20 protein-coding genes are annotated in these 20,670 nt (G+C 75.5%); 8 read left to right on the top strand and 12 right to left on the bottom strand.

Going from position 1 to position 20,670, the window contains the following annotated elements; translation table 11 throughout:
• Nucleotides 1–124: 124 nt before the first annotated feature.
• Nucleotides 125–1,540 carry an FGGY-family carbohydrate kinase gene (locus LPU61_RS17540; protein ID WP_043969094.1) on the top strand — a complete coding sequence of 472 codons (1,416 nt, stop codon included), beginning with the start codon at nucleotides 125–127 and terminating at the stop codon, nucleotides 1,538–1,540.
• A 77-nt stretch (nucleotides 1,541–1,617) separates the two neighbouring features.
• Nucleotides 1,618–2,463 carry an MEDS domain-containing protein gene (locus LPU61_RS17535; protein ID WP_229405512.1) on the top strand — a complete coding sequence of 282 codons (846 nt, stop codon included), beginning with the start codon at nucleotides 1,618–1,620 and terminating at the stop codon, nucleotides 2,461–2,463.
• A gap of 52 nt (nucleotides 2,464–2,515) precedes the next feature.
• Here the strand turns inward: LPU61_RS17535 and LPU61_RS17530 are convergent, their stop codons facing one another.
• The 3 genes from LPU61_RS17530 to LPU61_RS17520 all read right to left on the bottom strand — a co-directional run bounded on the left by LPU61_RS17530 (nucleotide 2,516) and on the right by LPU61_RS17520 (nucleotide 5,792).
• Nucleotides 2,516–3,145 carry an MBL fold metallo-hydrolase gene (locus tag LPU61_RS17530; protein WP_229405511.1) on the bottom strand — a complete coding sequence of 210 codons (630 nt, stop codon included), beginning with the start codon at nucleotides 3,143–3,145 and terminating at the stop codon, nucleotides 2,516–2,518.
• The gene (locus tag LPU61_RS17525; protein WP_043969091.1) at nucleotides 3,142–4,230 is read right to left on the bottom strand and encodes an S-(hydroxymethyl)mycothiol dehydrogenase; all 1,089 of its coding nucleotides are present in this window, start codon (nucleotides 4,228–4,230) and stop codon (nucleotides 3,142–3,144) included. Before LPU61_RS17525 ends, LPU61_RS17530 begins: the two co-directional genes overlap by 4 nt.
• Before the next feature lie 107 nt (nucleotides 4,231–4,337).
• Nucleotides 4,338–5,792, bottom strand: a complete 1,455-nt coding sequence (locus LPU61_RS17520; RefSeq protein ID WP_229405510.1) for a nitrate/nitrite transporter — start codon at nucleotides 5,790–5,792, stop codon at nucleotides 4,338–4,340.
• A gap of 146 nt (nucleotides 5,793–5,938) precedes the next feature.
• On the opposite strand from LPU61_RS17520, the gene LPU61_RS17515 reads away from it, so the two are divergent.
• Entirely contained in the window at nucleotides 5,939–7,390 is a 1,452-nt protein-coding gene (locus LPU61_RS17515; protein WP_229405509.1) for a cryptochrome/photolyase family protein, read from the top strand.
• 96 nt (nucleotides 7,391–7,486) lie between these two features.
• Here LPU61_RS17515 and LPU61_RS17510 read toward each other — a convergent pair whose 3' ends face one another.
• From LPU61_RS17510 to LPU61_RS17500, 3 genes are read right to left on the bottom strand one after another with little or no spacing between them, the layout of a single operon-like run.
• Nucleotides 7,487–8,338 carry an alpha/beta fold hydrolase gene (locus LPU61_RS17510; RefSeq protein ID WP_043969088.1) on the bottom strand — a complete coding sequence of 284 codons (852 nt, stop codon included), beginning with the start codon at nucleotides 8,336–8,338 and terminating at the stop codon, nucleotides 7,487–7,489.
• A complete protein-coding gene (locus tag LPU61_RS17505; RefSeq protein WP_229405508.1) occupies nucleotides 8,335–9,237 on the bottom strand; it encodes an SDR family oxidoreductase in 903 nt (300 codons plus the stop codon). The genes LPU61_RS17510 and LPU61_RS17505 overlap by 4 nt, the downstream gene beginning before the upstream one ends.
• 25 nt (nucleotides 9,238–9,262) lie before the next feature.
• Entirely contained in the window at nucleotides 9,263–10,777 is a 1,515-nt protein-coding gene (locus tag LPU61_RS17500) for an NAD(P)/FAD-dependent oxidoreductase (protein WP_229405507.1), read from the bottom strand.
• A gap of 123 nt (nucleotides 10,778–10,900) precedes the next feature.
• Here LPU61_RS17500 and LPU61_RS17495 point away from each other — a divergent pair, with 123 nt between their 5' ends.
• The gene (locus tag LPU61_RS17495) at nucleotides 10,901–11,329 is read left to right on the top strand and encodes an archease (RefSeq protein ID WP_229405506.1); all 429 of its coding nucleotides are present in this window, start codon (nucleotides 10,901–10,903) and stop codon (nucleotides 11,327–11,329) included.
• A gap of 9 nt (nucleotides 11,330–11,338) precedes the next feature.
• On the opposite strand, the gene LPU61_RS17490 is transcribed toward LPU61_RS17495, so the two are convergent.
• On the bottom strand, nucleotides 11,339–12,757 hold the full coding sequence (locus LPU61_RS17490) for an RtcB family protein (protein WP_043969082.1): 1,419 nt from the start codon (nucleotides 12,755–12,757) through the stop codon (nucleotides 11,339–11,341).
• 88 nt (nucleotides 12,758–12,845) lie between these two features.
• Here LPU61_RS17490 and LPU61_RS17485 point away from each other — a divergent pair, with 88 nt between their 5' ends.
• The 3 genes from LPU61_RS17485 (at nucleotide 12,846) to LPU61_RS17475 (ending at nucleotide 14,954) form a co-directional block, all read left to right on the top strand.
• The gene (locus tag LPU61_RS17485; protein WP_077940280.1) at nucleotides 12,846–13,655 is read left to right on the top strand and encodes an SDR family oxidoreductase; all 810 of its coding nucleotides are present in this window, start codon (nucleotides 12,846–12,848) and stop codon (nucleotides 13,653–13,655) included.
• A 124-nt stretch (nucleotides 13,656–13,779) separates the two neighbouring features.
• The gene (locus LPU61_RS17480; protein WP_229405505.1) at nucleotides 13,780–14,658 is read left to right on the top strand and encodes a pentapeptide repeat-containing protein; all 879 of its coding nucleotides are present in this window, start codon (nucleotides 13,780–13,782) and stop codon (nucleotides 14,656–14,658) included.
• A gap of 65 nt (nucleotides 14,659–14,723) precedes the next feature.
• Nucleotides 14,724–14,954 (top strand): hypothetical protein, encoded by a 231-nt coding sequence (locus LPU61_RS17475; protein ID WP_077940278.1) that lies wholly within the window; start codon nucleotides 14,724–14,726, stop codon nucleotides 14,952–14,954.
• 211 nt (nucleotides 14,955–15,165) lie between these two features.
• Here the strand turns inward: LPU61_RS17475 and LPU61_RS17470 are convergent, their stop codons facing one another.
• The 3 genes from LPU61_RS17470 to rnhA all read right to left on the bottom strand — a co-directional run bounded on the left by LPU61_RS17470 (nucleotide 15,166) and on the right by rnhA (nucleotide 17,184).
• Nucleotides 15,166–15,390, bottom strand: a complete 225-nt coding sequence (locus LPU61_RS17470) for a ferredoxin (RefSeq protein ID WP_229405504.1) — start codon at nucleotides 15,388–15,390, stop codon at nucleotides 15,166–15,168.
• A complete protein-coding gene (locus LPU61_RS17465; RefSeq protein WP_229405503.1) occupies nucleotides 15,387–16,607 on the bottom strand; it encodes a cytochrome P450 in 1,221 nt (406 codons plus the stop codon). Before LPU61_RS17465 ends, LPU61_RS17470 begins: the two co-directional genes overlap by 4 nt.
• A gap of 94 nt (nucleotides 16,608–16,701) precedes the next feature.
• On the bottom strand, nucleotides 16,702–17,184 hold the full coding sequence (rnhA, locus tag LPU61_RS17460) for a ribonuclease HI (RefSeq protein WP_043969078.1): 483 nt from the start codon (nucleotides 17,182–17,184) through the stop codon (nucleotides 16,702–16,704).
• A 96-nt stretch (nucleotides 17,185–17,280) separates the two neighbouring features.
• Between rnhA and LPU61_RS17455 the strand changes: the two genes are divergently transcribed.
• A complete protein-coding gene (locus LPU61_RS17455; protein WP_229405502.1) occupies nucleotides 17,281–18,390 on the top strand; it encodes a serine hydrolase domain-containing protein in 1,110 nt (369 codons plus the stop codon).
• Nucleotides 18,391–18,405: 15 nt separating this feature from the next.
• Here LPU61_RS17455 and LPU61_RS17450 read toward each other — a convergent pair whose 3' ends face one another.
• Nucleotides 18,406–19,590, bottom strand: coding sequence for a lycopene cyclase family protein (locus LPU61_RS17450; protein WP_229405501.1), 1,185 nt, complete (start codon nucleotides 19,588–19,590; stop codon nucleotides 18,406–18,408).
• 62 nt (nucleotides 19,591–19,652) lie between these two features.
• Nucleotides 19,653–20,558 carry an aldo/keto reductase gene (locus tag LPU61_RS17445; RefSeq protein WP_229405500.1) on the bottom strand — a complete coding sequence of 302 codons (906 nt, stop codon included), beginning with the start codon at nucleotides 20,556–20,558 and terminating at the stop codon, nucleotides 19,653–19,655.
• Nucleotides 20,559–20,670: the final 112 nt, after the last annotated feature.

Below are 20,670 nucleotides of genomic sequence, written 5' to 3'. Positions count from 1 at the left end.
CCGCTGCCCGAGGCTCGTAGCGCATTTCGCGCCGCCGGCCGGTTGACAGGGGCCGGACCCGATTCGAATAATTCATCTGCTGAACAAATTCCCGCCCGTGTCCCCGAGCCGCGCAGGAGGGCCCGTGCCGCTCGTGGCCGGAGTCGACTCGTCGACCCAGTCGTGCAAGGTCGTCGTCCGCGACGCCGAGACAGGCAGGCTGGTGCGCGAGGGGCGCGCACCGCACCCGGCCGGCACGGCGGTGCCGCCGGCCGCGTGGGAGGCCGCGCTGGCCGACGCCGTCGCGCGGGCCGGCGGGCTGGACGACGTGGCGGCCGCCTCGATCGCCGGGCAGCAGCAGGGCATGGTGTGCCTCGACGCCGACGGCGCGGTGGTCCGGGACGCCGTGCTGTGGAACGACACCCGCTCGGCCGACGCCGCCGCCGACCTGATCTCCGACCTGGGCGGCGGTGAGGCGGGCCGGCGGGCCTGGGCCGAGGCGGTCGGCCTGGTGCCGGTGGCCAGCTTCACTGTCACGAAGCTGCGCTGGCTGGCCTCGGCGGAGCCGCGCAACGCCGCCCGTACCGCTGCGGTGTGTCTACCGCACGACTGGCTGACCTGGCGGCTGTCCGGTGCGCCGGGGCTCGACGCGCTGCGCACCGACCGCAGCGAGGCCAGCGGGACCGGATACTGGTCGGCCGCCACCGGCGGCTACCGCCAGGACCTGTTCGGGTTGGCGTTCGGCCGCGACGACGTGCTGCTGCCGCAGGTGCTCGCGCCGACCGGCCGGGCCGGTCGGCTGCGCACCGGCGCGCCGCTGGGCGCCGGTGCCGGCGACTGCGCCGCCGCGGCGCTGGGTGTCGGTGCCGGGCCGGGCGACGTGATCGTGTCGATCGGCACCTCCGGCATCGTGTCCACCGTCTCCGACGTGCCGACCGCCGACCCGAGCGGGATCGTCGCCGGGTTCGCCGACGCGACCGGCCGGTTCCTGCCGCTGGTGTGCACGCTCAACGCCGCCCGGGTGCTGGACGCGGCCGCGGCCATGCTGCGGGTGGACCACGCGGGGTTGTCGGCGCTGGCCCTGTCCGCCCCGGCGGGCGCCGACGGGCTGGTCCTGGTGCCCTACCTGGAGGGCGAGCGCACCCCGAACCGCCCGCACGCCACCGGGGCCGTGCACGGCCTGACCCTGCGGACCTCCACCCCCGCCCACCTGGCCCGCGCGGCGGTGGAGGGCATGCTGTGCGCGCTCGCCGACGGGCTGGACACGATGCTCGCGCAGGGCACGACGGTCGACCGGGTCATCCTGGTCGGCGGCGGCGCCCACTCGGAGGCGGTACGCCGGATCGCGCCCGCCGTCTTCGGCCGCCCCGTGCTCGTCCCCCCACCCGGGGAGTACGTCGCCGACGGCGCCGCCCGCCAGGCGGCCTGGACGCTCTCCGGTGGGCCGCAGCCGCCACCGTGGACGATCGGGCAGGTGGAGACGCACGAGGCGGACGCCGTGCCGGCGATCCGCGAACGGTACGCGGCGGCCAGGGCGAACGTTCTCGACCGCGCCGGCTGAGGGCGGCACGCCGCGACACCGGTCGCCGCACCGCTGCGGGGTTACAGTGGGAGGCGCGTCGACCGGAAGGCGATGAGGTGACCACGTCCGCGGTGGTGGACCAGGTGGAGCTGGGCGACCACGTCTGCTGGTTCCACGACGACGAGACCGACGGTCTCGACGCCGTGGGCCGGTTCGCCGCCGCCGGCCTGCGGCTCGGCCACCGGGTCGTCTGCTTCCTCGACGTGCTGTCCGCCGAAGACGTGCGGGCGTCCGCCGCCCGCCACGGCGCGGCCCCCGGGCCCGCGCCGCACGCCGGTGAGCTGCGCATCGTGCCCTGCGGCTACAGCTACCTCGCCGGGGGCCGGTTCCGGCCCGAACGGGTCGTCGACGCCCTCGCCGCCGAGATCGCCTCGGCGCACCGCGAGGGCCACCCCGGCGTACGGCTGGTCGGGGACATGGCCTGGGCGGCGCGCCGGCAGGTCGGCATCGACACGCTGCGCCGTTACGAGGCCGCCGCCAGCGCGCTCTTCCTCGACGGCCGGGCGGCCGGCCTGTGCCTCTACGACCGGCGGATCTTCTCCACCGAGTGGTGTCAGGCGATGATGTCCGCGCACCCGGCCGCCGCCGCCCCGGCGTGCGGGCCGCGCTGGACACCGCTGCTGCGCGCCCACCGCACGGCCGACCCGGCGGGGCTGCGGCTGGTGGGGCAGGTCGACCGCAGCAACCGGGACGCCTTCGCGGCGCTGCTCGCCGCGGTCACCGAGGAGACGCCGGCGCGGCAGCCCGTCGTGCTGGACCTGTCCGGGCTGAGCGTCGTCGACGTGCGCTCGGCCGCGACGCTCGTGCGGGCCGGCCCGCGCGGCGTACGGCTGGTCGGCTGCCGGCCGGGGCTGGCGCGGCTGCTGGAGCTGGTGCGCGGCGGCCTGGCCGACGAGGACTGACGCCGGCCGGCCGGGCACCCCCGGCCGGCCGGCGTCAGGTGACCGTTGACCGTCAGTGGCCCCGGGCCAGCCACTGCGCGAGGTGCGGCTCCTCCGCGCCGATGGTGGTGCTGTCGCCGTGGCCGGTGTGCACGACCGTCTCCGGGGGCAGGGTGAACAGCCGGGTCCGGATCGACTCGATGATGGTGCCGAAGTCGCTGTACGAGCGGCCCGTCGCCCCCGGCCCGCCGGCGAAGAGGGTGTCGCCGGTGAAGACGACGCCGAGATGCGGGGCGTGCAGGCTGCACGCCCCGGGGCTGTGGCCGGGGGTGTGCAGCACCCGCAGTTCGGTGCCCGCCACCTCGACCGTCGCGCCGTCGCGCAGCTCGCCGTCGGGGGCCGCGTCGGGGTGCACCATGTCCCACAGCACCCGGTCGTCGGGGTGCAGCAGCACCGGCGCGCCGGTGGCCCGGGCGAGCTGCGGGGCGACCCGCACGTGGTCGTCGTGGGCGTGGGTGGCCAGGATCGCCACCACCCGCCGGCCGCCGACGGTACGCAGGATCGCGTCGACGTCGTGCGGGGCGTCGACGACGACGCACTCGCTGTCGTCGCCGATCACCCACACGTTGTTGTCGACGTCGAAGGTCTGCCCGTCGAGGGAGAACGTGCCGGAGGTGACGGTGTGGTCGACGCGGGCGGTCACGGGAAGACCACCACCGACCGCAGCACGTCACCGTGGTGCATCCGGGTGAACGCCTCCTCGACCTGGTCCAGGGCGATCTCCTCGGTGACGAACGCGTCCAGGTCGAGCCGGCCCTGCAGATACAGCTCGGTGAGCAGCGGGAAGTCGCGGCTGGGCAGGCAGTCGCCGTACCAGCTGGACTTGAGGGCGCCGCCGCGGCCGAACACGTCCAGCAGCGGCAGCTCCACGCTCATCTGCGGGGTGGGCACGCCGACCAGCACGACCGTGCCGGCGAGGTCGCGGGCGTAGAACGCCTGCTTCCACGTCTCGGGCCGACCGACGGCGTCGATGACGACGTCCGCGCCGAATCCGCCGGTGGCGGCCCGGATCGCCTCCACCGGGTCGTCCTCGGAGGCGTTGACGGTGTGGGTGGCGCCGAACCTGCGGGCCCAGTCGAGCTTGCGGGAGTCGGTGTCCACCGCGACGATCGTCGTCGCGCCGGCCAGGACCGCGCCGGCCACGGCGGCGTCACCGACCCCACCGCAGCCGATGACGGCCACGGAGTCGCCGCGGGTGACGCCGCCGGTGTTCATGGCCGCGCCGAGACCCGCCATCACCCCACAGCCGAGCAGGCCCACGGCGGCGGGCCGGGCCGCCGGGTTGACCTTCGTGCACTGCCCGGCGTGCACGAGGGTCTTCTCGGCGAACGCGCCGATGCCCAGCGCCGGCGACAGGACGGTGCCGTCGGTGAGCGTCATCTTCTGGGCGGCGTTGTGGGTGGCGAAGCAGTACCACGGCCGGCCCCGGCGGCAGGCGCGGCAGACCCCGCACACGGCCCGCCAGTTGAGCACCACGAAGTCGCCGGGGGCGACGTCGGTGACGCCGTCGCCGACCTGCTCGACGATCCCGGCGGCCTCGTGGCCGAGCAGGAACGGGAACTCGTCGTTGATGCCGCCCTCGCGGTAGTGCAGGTCGGTGTGGCAGACCCCGCACGCCTGGACGCGGACCACCGCCTCGCCGGGCCCCGGGTCGGGCACCACGATGGTGGTGACCTCGACCGGCGCGCCCTTGCGCCGTGAAATGACTCCCCGGACTTCCTGGCTCACGATTCCTCCTGGTCCACGCGCTTGTCGGTGTCGCCGCCACCGGGCCCCGGCCGACGACGCGGTACGCGCCGGCGGGCTGCCCGCGCCGATCACGTTCCCCGGCGAAACTACCGCCGATCACCTCGCCGGACCCACCGACGTGCGGGGGTTACCACCGGCGGGGCGGCCTGGACCGATTCGGCCGGTCGGCCGATGCTCTGCGCGGCGGCGAGGACCCGGCGGGCGGCGGTGCGGTAGCGCAGCACCTGGACCGCGCCGAGCGCCCAGAGGACGTACTGCACGGCGAAGGCCCACCGGAACGCGTCCAGGTCGGGGGCGGCCCGGCCGGCGGGGGTCGCCAGGTCCAGCACGATCCCGACGGCCAGCACGAGCGCGATCGAGGCGACGAAGCCGCCCACGTTGACGATGCCGATGGCGCTGCCGATCCGGCTGGCCGGGTTGAACGTGCGGGCGTAGTCGAAGCCGATGACGGAGCCGGGGCCGTTCGCGGCGAGCACCAGCACCAGCACGACCAGCAGCCAGCCCGGGGCACGGCCCGGCCAGGCGAGCACCACCGCCCACACCGCGGCGGTGGCCGCGGTGACGGCGAGCACGAGCACCGAGCGGCGCAGCGGGTAGCGGGCACACAGGTGGGCGACGACCGGGCCCGCCGCCAGGCTGGCCAGGGTCATCAGGGTGAGCAGGGACGCGGCGGCGGTGGGTGCCATCCCCTGCCCCTGCACCAGGAACGGGTACCCCCACAGCAGGGCGAAAACCGAGCCGGAGAACTGGGCGACGAAGTGCGTCCACAGTCCCAGCCGGGTGCCGGGCTGCGCCCAGGCCGCAGCGAGCTGCCGGCGTACCGTCGTCAGGTCGGGGGCCGGCACGGCGGCCGGCCCGCGGTGCGGGGTGTCCCGGACGACCGCGACGACCATGGTGAGCACGGTCGCGCCGAGCGCGGCGGCGCCGAGGAACGCCGGGGTCCAGCCCGCGTGGTGCAGCAGCGCGACCAGCGGCACGGCGCCCAGCACCGCACCGAGCTGACCGAGGGTGCCGGTGAGCTGCACCATCATCGGGTTGCGCCGGCCGGGGAACCAGAACGCGACGATGCGCAGCACGCTGATGAACGTCATCGCGTCGCCCAGGCCGACCAGCACCCGGGCGGCGACGGCGAGGCCGACGTCCGTGGCGACCGCGAAGCAGAGCTGACCGGCGACCATCAACGCGCCGCCGGCGACGAGCAGCCGGCGCGAGCCGTACCGGTCGAGCAGCACGCCCACCGGCACCTGCATCGCCGCGTACACGGCGAGCTGGGCGACGGTGAAGGTGGCCAACGTGGCCGCGCTGATGTCGAAGCGGTGCGCCGCGTCGACCCCGGTGACGCCCAGCGAGCCGCGGTGGAACACCGCCGCCACGTACGCGCTGAGGGCGACGGCCCAGACCCCGACGGCCCGGCGGCCGGGCGCGGCGGTCGCCTCGACCGCGGCGGCGGCGTGGAACGCCCGGTCGGCGGCCATCAGCGCGGCGACGTCGCCGGCCGCCGCGCGGCGGCGCCCGCCACCGGGCTGGGATGCGTCATCCATCCATGATGGGCGTCGGTCGCGCCGGTGTCCGCCACGGGCGGGCGGAACGTGGCGCGGCCCACCCGGGCGGCGCTGTGGCGTGCGCCACCTGATGGACACGCCGGTGCCGGGCGGCGGCGGCGGAACGGACTGGGCAGAATCGACACATGTCTTCCCGCCGGTGGCTGCTCGCCGATCAACTCGGGCCCCACTTCCTCGACGACGCGGCGCAGCCGGTGCTGCTCGTGGAGGCCCGGGAGCTGTTCCGGCGCCGCCCGATGCACCGACAGAAGGCGCACCTGCTGCTCTCCGCGCTGCGGCACCGCGCCGCCGAGCTGGGCGACCGGGCCCTGCTGGTGCGCGCCGACACGTTCCGGCAGGCCCTGGAGCGCGTCGACGGGCCGGTCGAGGTCTGCCACCCGCCGTCGCGGGCCGGGCTGGCCTTCGCCCGCTCGGTGCCGGGGCTGACCGTCCTGCCACCGCGTGGTTTCCTCGTCCGCCGGGAGGACTTCGCGGCGTGGGCCGACGCCGACCGCCGGGGGCCGCTGCGGGTGTCCGACTTCTACCGCTGGGCGCGGCGCGAGCACGGCGTGTTCGACGGCCCGCCGGGGCGGGTTCCCCGCCGTCCCCGCCGCGCCGACACCGCCGGGCTGGTGGCGCCGGCTCCCCCGCCGATCGTGGAGGACGACATCGACGCGGAGGTCCGCGCCGAACTGGACGGCTGGGAGCGCGACGGCGTGCGGTTCCTCGGCCGCGACGGCCCCCGCCGCTACCCGGCCACCCACGCCGAGGCCGACGCGAGGCTGCGGCACTTCGTGGCGCACCGGCTGCCCGACTACGGCCGCTACCAGGAGGTGATGAGCGCAGGCGACCCGCTGCTGACCCACAGCGTGCTGTCGTCGTCGTTCAACCTGGGGCTGCTCGACCCGGCGGAGGCGGTCCGGGCCGCCGAGGGCGCCTGGCGGGAGGGCGCCGCGTCGCTGTCGGCGGTGGAGCCGTTCATCCGGGGCCTGCTGGGCTGGCGGGAGTTCCTCTGGCAGCTCTACTGGTATCACGAGCCGGGCTACCGGGGCGGCAACTGGCTGGCCGCGACCGAGCCGCTGCCCGACTGGTTCGCCGGGCTCGACGCCGACGCCGTGGAGGCGCGCTGCCTGGCCGACGTGCTCGCCGGGGTCCGCGACCGCGCCTGGGCGCACCACGCGCAGCGCCTGCTGGTGCTCGGCAACTACGCGCTGCAGCGCGGCTGGCGGCCGGCGGAGCTGGCGGACTGGTTCCGGGACTGCTTCGTCGACGGCACCGACTGGGTGATGAACGCGACCGTCATCGGCATGAGCCAGTACGCCGACCTGGGCCGCATCGACACCCGCCCGTACGCCGTCGACGGCCGCTACATCGACGAGCTCAGTGACTACTGCACCGGGTGCCGCTACCAGCCGGAGACGACGCTGGGCGACCTGGCCTGCCCGTACACCGGGGGGTTCGACGCGTTCCTGCACCGCAACCACGACCGGCTCGTCGGCGACGCCCGGCTGGCCGCGGAGCTGGCCGAACGCGACGACCCGCAGCTGCGCGACGCGGTGCTGGCGCAGGAGGACAAGCGCGGCAGCAGCCCGCCCTGACCCAGGCGGCGGCGCCCGGCGCGTCGGTTCACCCGCGACGCCGGTCGGCGACGCCCCGGGCCGCCGGGGGTCGCCCTCCAGAGGGGTCGGCGTGCGTCAGTGGTCGGCAGGGCGGCCCGCCCAGAAGCCGGTGACGAGGCGGTGGAACTCCTCGGCCCGCTCGATCTGCGGCAGGTGCCCCGTGTCGGCGAACAGGTGGGTGCGGGCCCGGGGCAGCCGGGCCCGGGCGGCGTCGAGGTGGACGGCGGGCAGGATCAGGTCCCGGTCGCCCCAGACGACCAGGACGGGCAGGTCCAGCCGGGCCACCGCGTCGAGGAGTTCCTGACGCCACGGCGCGGCGACGCCCCGCACCGTGCCGAGGCTGGCGACGAGTTCGCGCATCACCCGGGCGGCGTGCGGGCGGCGGGCCACCGCCAGCGCCTCGGCGAGGCGGGCGGCGGTGACGTGCCGCCGGTCGTGGAACAGGGCCCGCTCGGTGCGGCGGGCCACGGCCCGGCTCGGCCGCAGCAGCAGCCGGGCCAGCGGTCGCACCGCCAGCAGCCGCAACCCGATGGTCACCTCGCGGCCGAAGCCGGCGCTGGCGACCAGCACCAGGCTGGCCACGCGGGCCGGGTCGTCGACGGCCAGCCGCATGGCCACCGCCCCGCCGAGGGAGTTGCCGACCAGGTGGGCGGGGCCGGGCACGCCGAGCGCGTCGAGGCAGTCGGCGGCGGCCCGGGCCAACGCCGGCAGGGTGTGCGGCTCGTCCAGCGGCGCGGACCCGCCGTGCCCGGCCAGGTCGAGGCTGATCACCCGGTGGTCGCGGGCGAGCCGCCCGTGCAGCTCGGCGAAATCGGCGAGGGTGCGGCCGATGCCGTGCAGCAGCACCACGGGCGGGCCGTCGCCGGCGACCCGGCACCGGGCGACGCGCCCCCGCACGGTGACGATGGTGTCGGCCGGTCCGCTCACCCCAGCTCCCCCGCCGGGCCGTCGGCCGCCCCGGCGCCCCGGTTGCCGGCCGGCGCGGCGGGGCCGGACACCGCGGGCCGGTTCACGGCGAGGGCGAGCACCCGGCCGTACCCTGCGGGGGCGAGCCGGGCCAGCAGGTCGGGCAGCCGCGCCGACCAACCGATCAGCACCCGCCCCCGACGCCGCTGCACACCACGCAGGATGGCCTCGGCGGCGGTCGCCGGGTCGATGGACAGCAGCCGCTCGAAGCGGCGGCGGGCGGCCTCGTACTCCTCGACGGGCACCCCGCTGCCGACGCGGGCGTCGGCGGCGATGCGGGTGCGGATGCCGCCGGGGTGCACGCACGTCACCCCGACCCCGTCGCCGGCCAGCTCCTGGCGCAGCGCCTCGGTGAAGCCCCGCACGGCGAACTTGCTGGCCGCGTAGGCGGCCTGCCCGGCGGGGGCGATGAGCCCGAAGAGGCTGGACACGTTGACCAGATGCGCGCCCGGCTCGGCCTTCAGGGCGGGCAGCAGGGCGTGGGTGAGCTGCACCACGGCCCGGAAGTTGACGTCGACCACCCAGCCGAACTCGTCCAGGGTGACCTGGTCGAAGCGGCCGCCCAACGCGACACCGGCGTTGTTGACCAGCAGCCGCAGCCGCGGGTGCCGCCGCCGCAGCTCCCCGGCCACCCGGGCGGTGGCGGCGACGTCGGCCAGGTCGACCACGACGGTGTCGACCTGCCGGCCGGGGTGGGCGGCACGCAGCGCGGCGGCCACGGCGGCGAGCCGGTCGGCGTCGCGGTCGAGCAGCACCAGGTCGGTGCCGCGCCGGGCCAGGCCGTGGGCGAGGGCCTCGCCGATGCCGCCGGCCGCCCCGGTGACCACGGCCGTGCCGGCCGTGAAGTCGAACCTGCGCACGTCGATCTCCCTTCGCCCCGACCGGTCAGCCGACGCCGCTGCCGGCCGGGTGGGCCGGGTCGCGTCGCTGCGTCGGGGATGCCTGCGGGGCGCGCGAGAACCGCACGCCGGCGTCGGTGAGCCGGCCGTGCCGCATGAGCAGCACGTCACGGACGTAGTTCTGGTGCAGCCGCCACGGCGCGGACGCGCCCTGCTTGGGCAGCGCGTCGACGCTGCGCAGCACGTAACCGGCCTTGAGGTCGATGATCGGCTCCAGCGGGCCGCCGGTGGGGGCCAGCGGGGTGACGACCTGCTGGCCGGTGGCGTCCAGGTGCCGCAGCAGCCGGCACACGTACGTGGCGACGAGGTCGGCCTTGAGCGTCCAGGAGGCGTTGGTGTAGCCGATGGTCATCGCAAAGTTCGGCACCTGCGACAGCATCATGCCCTTGTAGGCGACCGTCGCGCCGAGGTCGACGTCCCGCCCGTCGACGGTGAGCGTCATGCCGCCGAGGGCGAGCAGGTCGAGGCCGGTGGCGGTGACGACGACGTCGGCGGTCAGTTCGACGCCGGAGGCGAGCCGGATGCCGGTGGGGGTGAACGTGTCGATCCGGTCGGTCACCACGTCGGCGCGGCCGGTGCCGACGGCGGCGAACAGGTCCCCGTCGGGGGCCACGCACAGCCGCTGGTCCCACGGGTCGTAGCGGGGGGAGAAGTGCCGGTCGACGTCGTAGCCGGCCGGGAGGCGGCCGGCCGCCGCGCGCCGCAGGAACCGCTTGACCAGCGTCGGGGCGCGGCGGCTGAGCTGGAAGTTGGCGGTGCCGAGCAGCACGTTCTTCCACCGCACCGCCGGGTACGCGGCCTTCGCCGGCAGCCAGCGCCGCAGCGCGTCGGCGAGCACGTCGCGCGACGGCAACGCGATGACGTACGTAGGCGAACGCTGCAGCATCGTGACGTGGGCGGCCCGCCGCGCCAGAGCCGGGACGAGAGTGACGGCGGTGGCGCCGCTGCCGACCACGACGACCCGCGCGCCGGTGTGGTCGAGGTCGGCCGGCCAGTGCTGCGGGTGGACCAGCCGCCCGGTGTACGAGTCGACGCCCGGCAGGTCGGGGGTGTAGCCGGCGTCGTAGCGGTAGTAGCCGGAGCAGACGAACAGGAATCCGCAGGTGACGGTGACGTCCTCGCCGGTGTCGTCGCGGTGGGCGCGCACCGTCCAGCGGGCCGTGGCGCTGTCCCACCGCGCGGCGAGGACCCGGTGGTGGAACCGGATGTGCCGGTCCACCCCGTACTCGTGGGCGGTGTCGCGCACGTACGCGCGGATCGACTCGCCGTCGGCGATGGCGCGCGGGTTCGTCCACGGCTTGAACGAGTAGCCGAGGGTGAACATGTCCGAGTCCGACCGCACGCCCGGGTAGCGGAACAGGTCCCAGGTGCCGCCGATCGCGTCGCGGGCCTCCAGCACCGCGTACGTCTTGTCGGGGCAGGTGCGGCGCAGGTGGCAGGCCGCGCCGACGCCGGAGAGGCCGGCGCCGACGATCAGCACGTCGACGTGCTCGCAGGCCATGACGTGTCTCCCGTCGCAGGCGGTGAAACGGACACTATCCACCGCCGTCGACGGCGGTCAACGCCCGGCCTCGGGTGGCGCGATCGGGGCCGGGGCGGGCCCGGCGGCCGGCATGATCGGGGCATGCGGCCAGGATCGGGGCGGGGCAGGCGCAGTGTCGCGCACACCGCCGACGTGCGGATCGAGGCGTGGGCGCCGGACCGGGAGGGCTGCGTGGCCGAGGCCGTGGCGGCGATGGTGGAGACGTTCGCCGACACCACCGGCGCGGGCTCGGGCGTCGAGGCGGAGTTCGACGTGCCGGCCGGCGACGACGCCGACCTGCTGGTGGGCGTCCTCGACGAGGTGATCTTCCGGTTGGAGACCGGGGGGACGCTGCCGGTCACGACACGGGTGAGCGCCACCGGCTCCGGCGGCCTGCGGGTGCGCTGGCGGCTGGTGGACACCGGCGCGGTGGAACTGGTCGGCGCGGTGCCGAAGGCGGTGGCCCTGCAGGAGCTGCGCTTCGGCCCCGGCCCGCGCGGCTGGTCCTGCGCGGTGACCCTCGATGTGTGAGCGCCCGGCTCAGCCCTTGACCACGCCGAGCGGCACCAGCCGGGCCACCCGGCGGCACAACCCGGCCGCCTCGGCGACGTCGACCACCGCCGACACGTCCTTGTACGCCTGCGGTGTCTCCTCGGCCAGCCCCCGCCACGACGCCCCCCGCACCGCGATGCCCCGCGCCTGGAGTTCCCGGCGCAGCTCCTGCCCGCGCACCGACCTCCCCGCCTGCGCGCGGCTGCGCACCCGGCCCGCCCCGTGGCAGGTCGAGGCGAACGCGGGCGCACCGGCCACGCCGGTGAGCACGTACGAGGCGGTGCCCATCGAGCCGGGGACGAACACGGGCTGCCCGGCGGCGCGCAGGTCGGCGGGCAGCTGCGGGTGCCCGGGCGGCAGGGCCCGGGTGGCGCCCTTGCGGTGCACGCACAGCCGCCGGTCCGCCCCGTCCACCCCGTGCGTCTCGATCTTGGCGAGGTTGTGCGACACGTCGTACACCAGGTGCAGGCCGCTGCCGGCGGTGCGGGCAAAGACCCGGCGGGCGGCGGCGGTGAGCAACTGCCGGTTGGCGCGGGCGTAGTTCGCGGCGGCGGCCATCGCCCCCAGGTACGCCCGGCCCTGCGGCGACCGCACGGGCGCGCAGGCCAGCTGCCGGTCGGGCACCTCGATGCCGTGGCCGGGCATCGCCCGTTCCATCGCCCGGACGTGGTCGGTGCAGATCTGATGGCCCAGCCCCCGCGACCCGCAGTGGATCATCACGACGACCTGGCCGACGCGCAGCCCGAACGCCGCCGCCACCGCCTCGTCGTACACCTCGTCGACCGCCTGCACCTCCAGGAAGTGGTTGCCGGAGCCGAGGCTGCCCACCTGCTGCTGACCGCGCTGCACGGCACGGTCGCTGACCTGCCCGGGGTCGGCGTCGTCGACCACGCCGGCGTCCTCGCAGCGCGCCAGGTCGCGGGGCACGCCGTGGCCGCGTTCGACGGCGTAGCGGGAGCCGCCGCGAAGCACCGCGTCCAGCTCGGCCCGGTCGGCCAGCTGCCACACCGCGCCCCGGCCCATGCCGCGCGGGATGGCCGCGTCGAGGCCGTCCATCAGCGCGTCGCGCACCCTCGGCAGGTCGGTCCGGTCGAGGTCGGCGGCGAGCAGCCGCACCCCGCAGGAGATGTCGAAGCCGACGCCGCCCGGGGAGACCACGCCACCGGCGGCCACGTCGGTGGCGGCGACGCCGCCGATCGGGAACCCGTACCCCCAGTGCACGTCGGGCATCGCGTACGAGGCGCCGACGATCCCGGGCAGGGTCGCCACGTTCGCCACCTGCTGCGGCCACCGGTCCTCGTCGACGTGCGGGATCAGCGCCCGGGAGGCGAACACGACCCCCGGCACCCGCATCGGGTCGCGCCGGTCGATCCGGAACCGGTACGGCGACTCCTCGACCAGCTCCATGCCGCTGCGGCTACCCGCCCGGCGGCCGGCTACACGTCGCGGACGCACCCAGGCGGTTCGACGCCGCCAACGGGGGTAGTGCCCCCGCATGCCTCAGCGCTACGACGACTATCCCCGCATCGCGATCATCACCGGCGCCGACTCCGGCATCGGCAAGGCGTGCGCGGTGGCGCTCGCCGACGCCGGCTTCGACATCGGCATCACCTGGTACGGCGACGCCGACGGCGCCCGGCGCACCGCCGACGAGGTACGCGCCGCCGGCCGCCGCTGCGCCACCGCCGAGCTGGACCTGACCCGGCTGCCGGACGCGGCGGCCGTCGTCGACGAGCTGGCCGACCGGCTCGGCGGGCTCGGGGTGCTGGTGAACAACGCGGGCACGGGCGCGTCCGCGCCGTTCGTCGAGACGAGCTGGCAGCAGTGGCGGGACGTGCTGGCGGTGGACCTGGACGGGCCGTTCCTGTGCGGTCAGCGGGCCGCCCGGCGGATGCGGGCGGCGGGCACCGGGGGCCGGATCGTCAACATCACCAGCGTCCACGAGCACGCCCCCCGGGTGGGTTCGTCGGCGTACTGCGCCGCGAAGGGCGGGCTGGGCCTGCTGACCCGGGTGATGGCGCAGGAACTGGCCGCCGACGGGATCACCGTCAACGCGGTCGCCCCCGGTGAGATCGCCACCCCGATGACCGGGCAGGAGGACGTCGACCCGCTGACGCAGGCGCGCCCCGGGGTGCCGGTGGGTCGGCCCGGCGACGCCCGGGAGGTCGCGGCGGTGGTGGCGCTGCTGGCCTCCCCCGCCGCCGCGTACGTGACCGGGGCGTCGTGGCCGGTCGACGGCGGGATGCTGCTGATGGGCCCGCAGGCGGGCTCGCACCTGAGCGCCGACGACTGGCGGCAGGGCTGACGGCCACGACGCGGACCGCCGGCGGCCCCCCACCCTCCGTGCGGGTGGGGGGCCGCCGGCGCGACAATGGTCGGGGCCCGGGGTGTCGCCGGTGCCGTCCCGGCGTCTTCGAGGAGGGCCCGAGGTGTCCGAGACCGCCCCGCCCGACCCCGGCGACGAGCTGCGGGCCGACTGCGCCCGCTGCGTCGGGCTGTGCTGTGTCGCGCCCGCGTTCGCCGCCTCGTCGGACTTTGCCGTGGACAAGCCGGCCGGGCGGCCGTGCCCGAACCTCGGCGACGACTTCCGCTGCGGCATCCACCGGGACCTGCGGGCCCGGGGCTTCCCCGGGTGCACCGTCTTCGACTGCTTCGGGGCGGGCCAGCGGGTCGCCCAGGTCACCTTCGCCGGCCGAGACTGGCGGGCGGCCCCCGGCGAGGCGACCCGCATGTTCGACGTGTTCGCCGTGATGCGGCCGCTGCACGAGCTGCTGTGGTATCTGACGCAGGCGGTGACGCTGACCGGGCCGGGGCCGCTGCGCGTCGAGCTGGACGCGGCGCTGGCGCAGACCCGGCGGCTGGCCGGCGGCACCGCCGCGCAGCTGCTGGCCGTGGACGTCGACGCGCACCGGGGGCGGGTGAACCCGCTGCTGGTGCGGGTGAGCGAACGGGTCCGGGGTGAGCGGGCCGGCGCGGACCGGCGGGGGGCGGTGCTGGTCGCCGCCGACCTGCGCCGGGCCGACCTGGTGGGGGCGAACCTGCGCGGCGCGGTGCTGCTCGGGGCGGACCTGCGGGGCGTGGACCTCACACTGGCCGACCTCACCGGCGCCGACCTGCGCGGCGCGGATCTGCGGGGCGCGGACCTACGCGGCACGCTGTTCGTGCACCAGTCGCAGGTCGACGCGGCCCGGGGCGACCACCGCACCGGCCTCCCGGCGACGGTGACCCGCCCCGCGCACTGGTCGCTGCCGGTCGTCCCGGCCCGCCGCCGCGGCGCGAACCCGGCGGGCCGGGTCCGCCGCCGCTGACCGGCCGACGCTCGCCGCCGGCCCGGGGGACGTTTGCCGGCCGGCCAGCCGGGCACGAGGCCCCCATGACCAGTGAGCGACGCTACGACCGTGCCAGCACCGACGAGCCGGACGGTGTGCCGGCCATGGAGGCCTCCCTGCGCCCGCCGGGCGATTCGGTGCGCACGAGCACCGACAGCGGGGACGACTTCGCCGACCTGCCGGCCGAACAGGCCCGCCCGGCCCGGGACACCAGCCGGGCCGGCTATGACGTCGACGCCGTCTCCGGCGCCGCCGACCCTTCCCGCGAACCCTGACCTCTCACCCGGCGGGCGGTGCCGGCGACGTCAACCGTCGGCGTCGGTCGTCGAGGAGTACGGCGCGCCGCCGTGGACGCCGGGTTTCGGGATGCTGACCGACCGTTTCGGCGTCACCGGGATCCTCGACGTCGCCGCCCACACCGGCTGACCACAACCCGCCGGTGCGCGGCGGCCTGGGCCGCCGCCCCGCACCGGCGGGCCCGGCCGGTCAGGGTTGCGTCGTCGACGTGAAGCGGATGGCGCCGGCCGGGCAGACCTCGACGGCGCGGCGGACCCGCTCGGCCGCCTCCGGCGGCGGCTCGGGCCGCCGCAGCAGCACCAGCCCGTCGGTGTCGTCCTGGTCGAAGACCTCCGGCGCGACGACCACACAGTTGCCGGACCCGCAGCACCTGCCCCGGTCCACCGCCACCCGCACCACGCCCACCTGGCTCACCAGGTCACCTGCAGGCTGTTGAGGCCGAACACGACCGACGTGTCGCGGGTCGACACCTGCTGCGGCACGACCGCGGCCCGCAGGGTCGGGAAACGGTCGGCCAACCCCACCAGGGCGATACGCAGCTCCGCGCGGGCCAGCGGCTGACCGATGCACTGGTGCACCCCGAAGCCGAACGCGAGGTGCTGGTGGGCCTGCCGGTACGGGTCGAACTCCTCCGGGTCGTCGAAGACCTCCGGGTCGCGGTTGGCCAGCGACAACACCGCGATGACGCCCTCTCCCGCCCGGATGACCTGGCCGCCGATCTCGGCGTCGACCAGGGCCAGCCGGGGCAGCCCCGTGCGCACCACGCTGAGGTAGCGCAGCAGCTCCTCGACCAGCTCGGCCGCCCGGTGCGGCGATTCGCGCAGCGCCGCGAAGCGGCCCGGCTCGCGCAGCAGCAGCAGGGTGCTCAGGCCGATCATGTTGGCCGTGGTCTCGTGGCCGGCGACGAGCAGCAGCAGGGCCATGCCGACCAGCTCGTCGACGGTGAGCTGCCCGGTGGCGACCCGGTCGCGCACCAGCCGGCTGATCAGGTCGTCGCCGCCGGCGTCGCGGTGCCGGGCGACGACCAGCTCGCGCAGGTAGTCGCGCAGCTCCTGCGCGTGGGCCCGGACCAGCTCCATCGACGTCGTGCGGTCCAGCAGGGTGCGGCTGCGGACCTGGAAGAAGTCGTGGTCGGCGTAGGGGACACCGAGCAGGTGACAGATCACGATGGACGGCACCGGCAGGGCGAACGTCTCGACCAGGTCCGCGGGTGGACCCGCCGCGGCCAGGTCGGCCAACGCCGCGTCGACGGTCTGCTGGATCAACGGCTCGATCCGCCGCACATTCTTGATCATGAATTCGGCGGTGAGCATCCGACGCAGCCGGAAGTGTTCCTCACCGTCCATCCGGATGAAGCCGCCCTGCCGGTCCGACTCCGACTGCGGGGGCAGCGGACGCAGCAGCGGAAACCCGGGACGCTCCAGGTCGGCGCTGAACCCGGGGTGGCGCAGCACCTGACGCACGTCGGCGTGCCGGGTGACCAGCCAGGCGGGCGCGCCGGTCGGCAGCCGGACCCGGGTCACCGGCCCCGCGAGCCGATGCCGCTGCTCCTCGTCGAGCAGCGCGAACGGGCCGTGATCGAGAGTGGACGCCGGCCAGAGCGGCAGGTCGGTAGCGGCGGTCGCGGTCACGCGGACACCTCCCGTGACAACCGAAGGTAACGCCATCGATCCGCAACGTTACCCACCGGTGTGTCCCGGCACAACCCCACACCGTGACGCAACGTCACCCCCGGCGGGCCGTCGCCACCTCCGCCCGCGCCTGCGCCATGCCCCGGCCGGCCAGGGCGTCGGCCCGCTCGTTCTCCGGATGCCCGTTGTGCCCCTTCACCCACAACCAGGTCACCTCGTGCCGGGCGCAGGCCGCCTCCAGCCGCTGCCACAGGTCCGCGTTCTTGACCGGCTGCCGCGCCGCCGTCACCCACCCGTTGCGTTTCCACCCGGCCAACCAACCGGTGATGCCGTTACGCACATACGTGCTGTCGGTGTGCAACCGCACCGACACCGGCCGGGTCAGGCTCTCCAACGCCCGGATCGCCGCCATCAACTCCATCCGGTTGTTGGTCGTCGGCGTCGCCTCTCCCCCGCACAGGTCCCGCTCGTGGGTGCCGTACCGCAGCACCGCACCCCACCCACCCGGACCCGGATTGCCGCTGCACGCCCCGTCGGTCCAGATCTCCACGACCCCACCGGCCGCCGCATCCACCATGCCCGCAACCTACCGGCCGCCCCGACCGGCACCGACCACCCCCGCCGGCAGAAAACCGGCGGCGCCACCACCCGCGGCATGGCAGGGTGGCTCACCGTGACCGACCGCCTCGACAACCTCCGGGCCGAGATCCACGCCACCATCGACGACCTCGTCTGCACCGGCCGCGAGGCAGGCGTACAGGTCGCCGCCTACCTGCACGGCGAACCGATCGTCGACGCCCACGCCGGCGTCGCCGACACCACCACCGGCCGGCCCATGACCGCCGCGACCGGCGTCTACGGCGTCTCCACCGGCAAGGGACTCACCGCCACCGTCGTGCACGTGCTGGCCGAACGCGGGCACCTCGACTACGACCTGCGCATCGCCGACGTGTGGCCCGAGTTCGGCCGCCACGGCAAGGACCACATCACCCTGCGCCACGCCCTCACCCACACCGCCGGGATACCGGCGCTACCCGCCGACGTCACCCTCGACGACTTCGCCGACTGGGACCGCATGTGCGGCATCGTCGCCGACGCCCGACCCCTGTGGACACCCGGCCACCAACTCGCCTACCACGCGTGGACGTTCGGCTGGATCGTCGGCGAGGTGATCCGCCGCGTCACCGGCCGCCGCGTCGGCGACATCCTCACCGAGGATGTCGCCGCGCCCCTCGGCGTCGCCGGGGAACTGCTCTGCGGCGTCCACCCCACCGCCCAACCCGGCCTGGCCCGCATGGAAGACGGCAACCTCTCGGCCATGCTGGAGGCGTTCGCCGGCCAACTACCCCACCTCGACCAGGTCGCCCCGCCCGGTGTCCGCCCCGACACCACCCTCGCCACCCGACCCGACGTGCTCGCCGTCGACGTACCCGCCGTCGGCACCCTCACCGCCCGCGCCGCCGCCCGCATGTACGCCGCGCTCCTCGGCCCCGTCGACGGCGTACGACTGATCTCACCGCACCGGCTGCGCGCCGTGTCCCGCCCCGCCGTCCACGGCACCGAATGGGTCTTCGGCCGGGAAACGACCTGGGGCCTCGGCTACGCCATCGACGACGACGGGTCCTTCGGCGCCGCCGGCAGCGGCGGCAGCCTCGCCTTCGCCTACCCCCGGTGGGGCCTCACCGTCGCCGCGACCCGCAACCGCCTCGCCGTCGGCGACGGCGACCCCCTGCAGCACCTGCGGGCCTGCATCCGCGACACCGTCGCCGCCAACGCCCGCTGACCGGCGACCCCGCGCTCAACCGGGCCGGCGCAGCCGACCCCACAACCGGCCCACCGCGTCACCCAGCACCGCGGACGTCATCGGCGCCAACGGGCTCGACCGCATCACCGCCAGATCCTCCACCACCCCGGTGTCACCGTCGAGGAACCGCAGCACCCGCGACGCCGGATTACGGTCGAACAACCGGTCGAAGAACTCCGGACCACCGACCCGACCCGTGTCCAGGGCCCGCAACGCCACCGCGTCCATCCACAGGTGCCGACGCGGATACGCCGGCGCCGGCACCGGCGCCCGCCCACCCGCCAACGCCGCCGCCACCTGCTCGGCCTGCCGCAGCATCGCCGAGAACGTGAACCCCGTCGACGGGCGGGTCGCCCCACCCGCCGTGCCCAACCGCACCACCCGCGGCGAGGGACGACGCGGAAACGGCGCATCGGTCATCGGAATCACCCCGTCTTCCACCTCCCGCACCACCAACGCCGCCGGATCCCACCCCAACCGGCCCAGATAGCCGCGCAACGCCCGGTCGTACCCGTCGCCCGTCAACCGGGCCGGGGAGAACTCGGTGTACTCCACCAGCGCGAACCGGTCGCTGACCGGCAACACGTAACCGAACGACACCCCCCGCCCCGGCTGCGGGGTGCGGAAATCCATCAACACCGCCCGCCGCGGATCGAACAACGCCACCTCCGAGGCGACCCACCAACCCCGGAAATGCTGCAACCAGCTCGTCCGGCCCGGCCGCGCCGGCGGCCGGGGACGCGAGTCGAGCACCCACGACGCCCGCACCAGCGGCGCACCGTCCCCGCCGCGCACCACCACCCGCGTGCCGTCGTCGTCGAGCCCCGCCACCGCCGCGTCGAACCGCACCGCCCCCAGCCGCCGCTCCGCCTCCGCCGCCCGCGCATACACCGGCGCGGACCGCACCATCGCATACCGCAGCGGCGCCAGGTCCAGCACCCGACGGCGAGCCGGCGTGACCACCTCCACGTGCCCCCAACTGGCGCTGAGCACCCCGTCGAGCTCACCACCGGGACGACCCCAGAACGCCCACGTGCGATCCTGGCCGCGCCTGCGCACCGGATCGACCACGGCGACCCGCAACCCCGCCAACCCGTGCCGGTCCAGCGCCGCCAGGACCAGCGACGCGGCACCCCCACCGCCGACCAGGGCGACGTCGACCGGCACGCCATCGTTCACCCCGACACGCTGTCACACCACCCGCCGCCGGCCGACACCGGCCGGCGGCGACAACGCCACCGTCACTCGCCGCGCCGGTGCACGGCCTCCAACCGGGCCAGGTCCCCGTCGGTCAACCGCAACGCCCCCGCCGCCACGTTCGCCACCAGATGATCCGGATCGCCCGTGCCCGGAATCGCCAACACGTTCGGGCCCCGCCCCAACGTCCACGCCAGCCGGACCTGCACCGGCGACACCCCACGCTCCGCGGCGACCGCCCGCACCTCCGCGTCCTCCACACCGCTCGCGCCCGCCTCCCGGCCCGTGGTCGCCAGGGAGAAGAACGGCACATACGCCACACCCTGCGCGGCGCAGTCCCGCAGGAACTGGTCGTGGCGCGGCCGGTACCCCAGCCCGTACGCATTCTGCACACTCACCACCGGCGCGACGGCCTGCGCCTGCGGCAGATGATGCGGACGGACGTTGGAGATGCCCAGCTGCCGGATCAGACCCGCCTCACGCAGCTCCGCCAACGCACCGAAATGCTCCGCCACCGACTCCAGACCAGCCTGCCGCAGATACACCAGGTCCAGATGGTCACGACCCAACTGACGCAGGTTCTCCTCCACCTGCCCCCGCAACTCGTCCGGCCGCGCCAACGGCAACCACCGCCCCGACGCGTCCTTGCCCGGCCCGACCTTCGTCGCGATCACCAGATCCTCCGGGTACGGGGCGAGAGCCGTATTGATCAACTCGTTCGCCGAACGCAACGCCGAGAAATAGAACGAGGCCGTGTCGATGTGGTTCACACCCAACTCCACGGCCCGGCGCAACACCCCGACCGCCCGCCCCCGATCGCTGGGCCCACCATCCGCCGTCATCGTCAACCGCATCGCGCCCAGACCCATCCGGTTGACCGTGAGATCGCCCAGCGTCCACGTGCCCGCGGCGTCCGCGGTAACAGTCCCCGTATCCATGATCACGATCATGGCACAGGCGGGCCCACCACACCGCCCCACCAGCCCCGCCACAGGACGGCAACGAAGAATTCTCAATCCCACCGGATCGAGGACCCAACCCTCCTAGTGTGGGACACACCGG

The sequence above is a fragment of the Micromonospora sp. NBRC 110038 genome, from assembly GCF_020884815.1.
Classification (GTDB): domain Bacteria; phylum Actinomycetota; class Actinomycetes; order Mycobacteriales; family Micromonosporaceae; genus Micromonospora; species Micromonospora haikouensis.
Note: the sequence above shows the minus strand (reverse complement) of the source record. Positions and strands in the feature narration are given on the sequence as shown.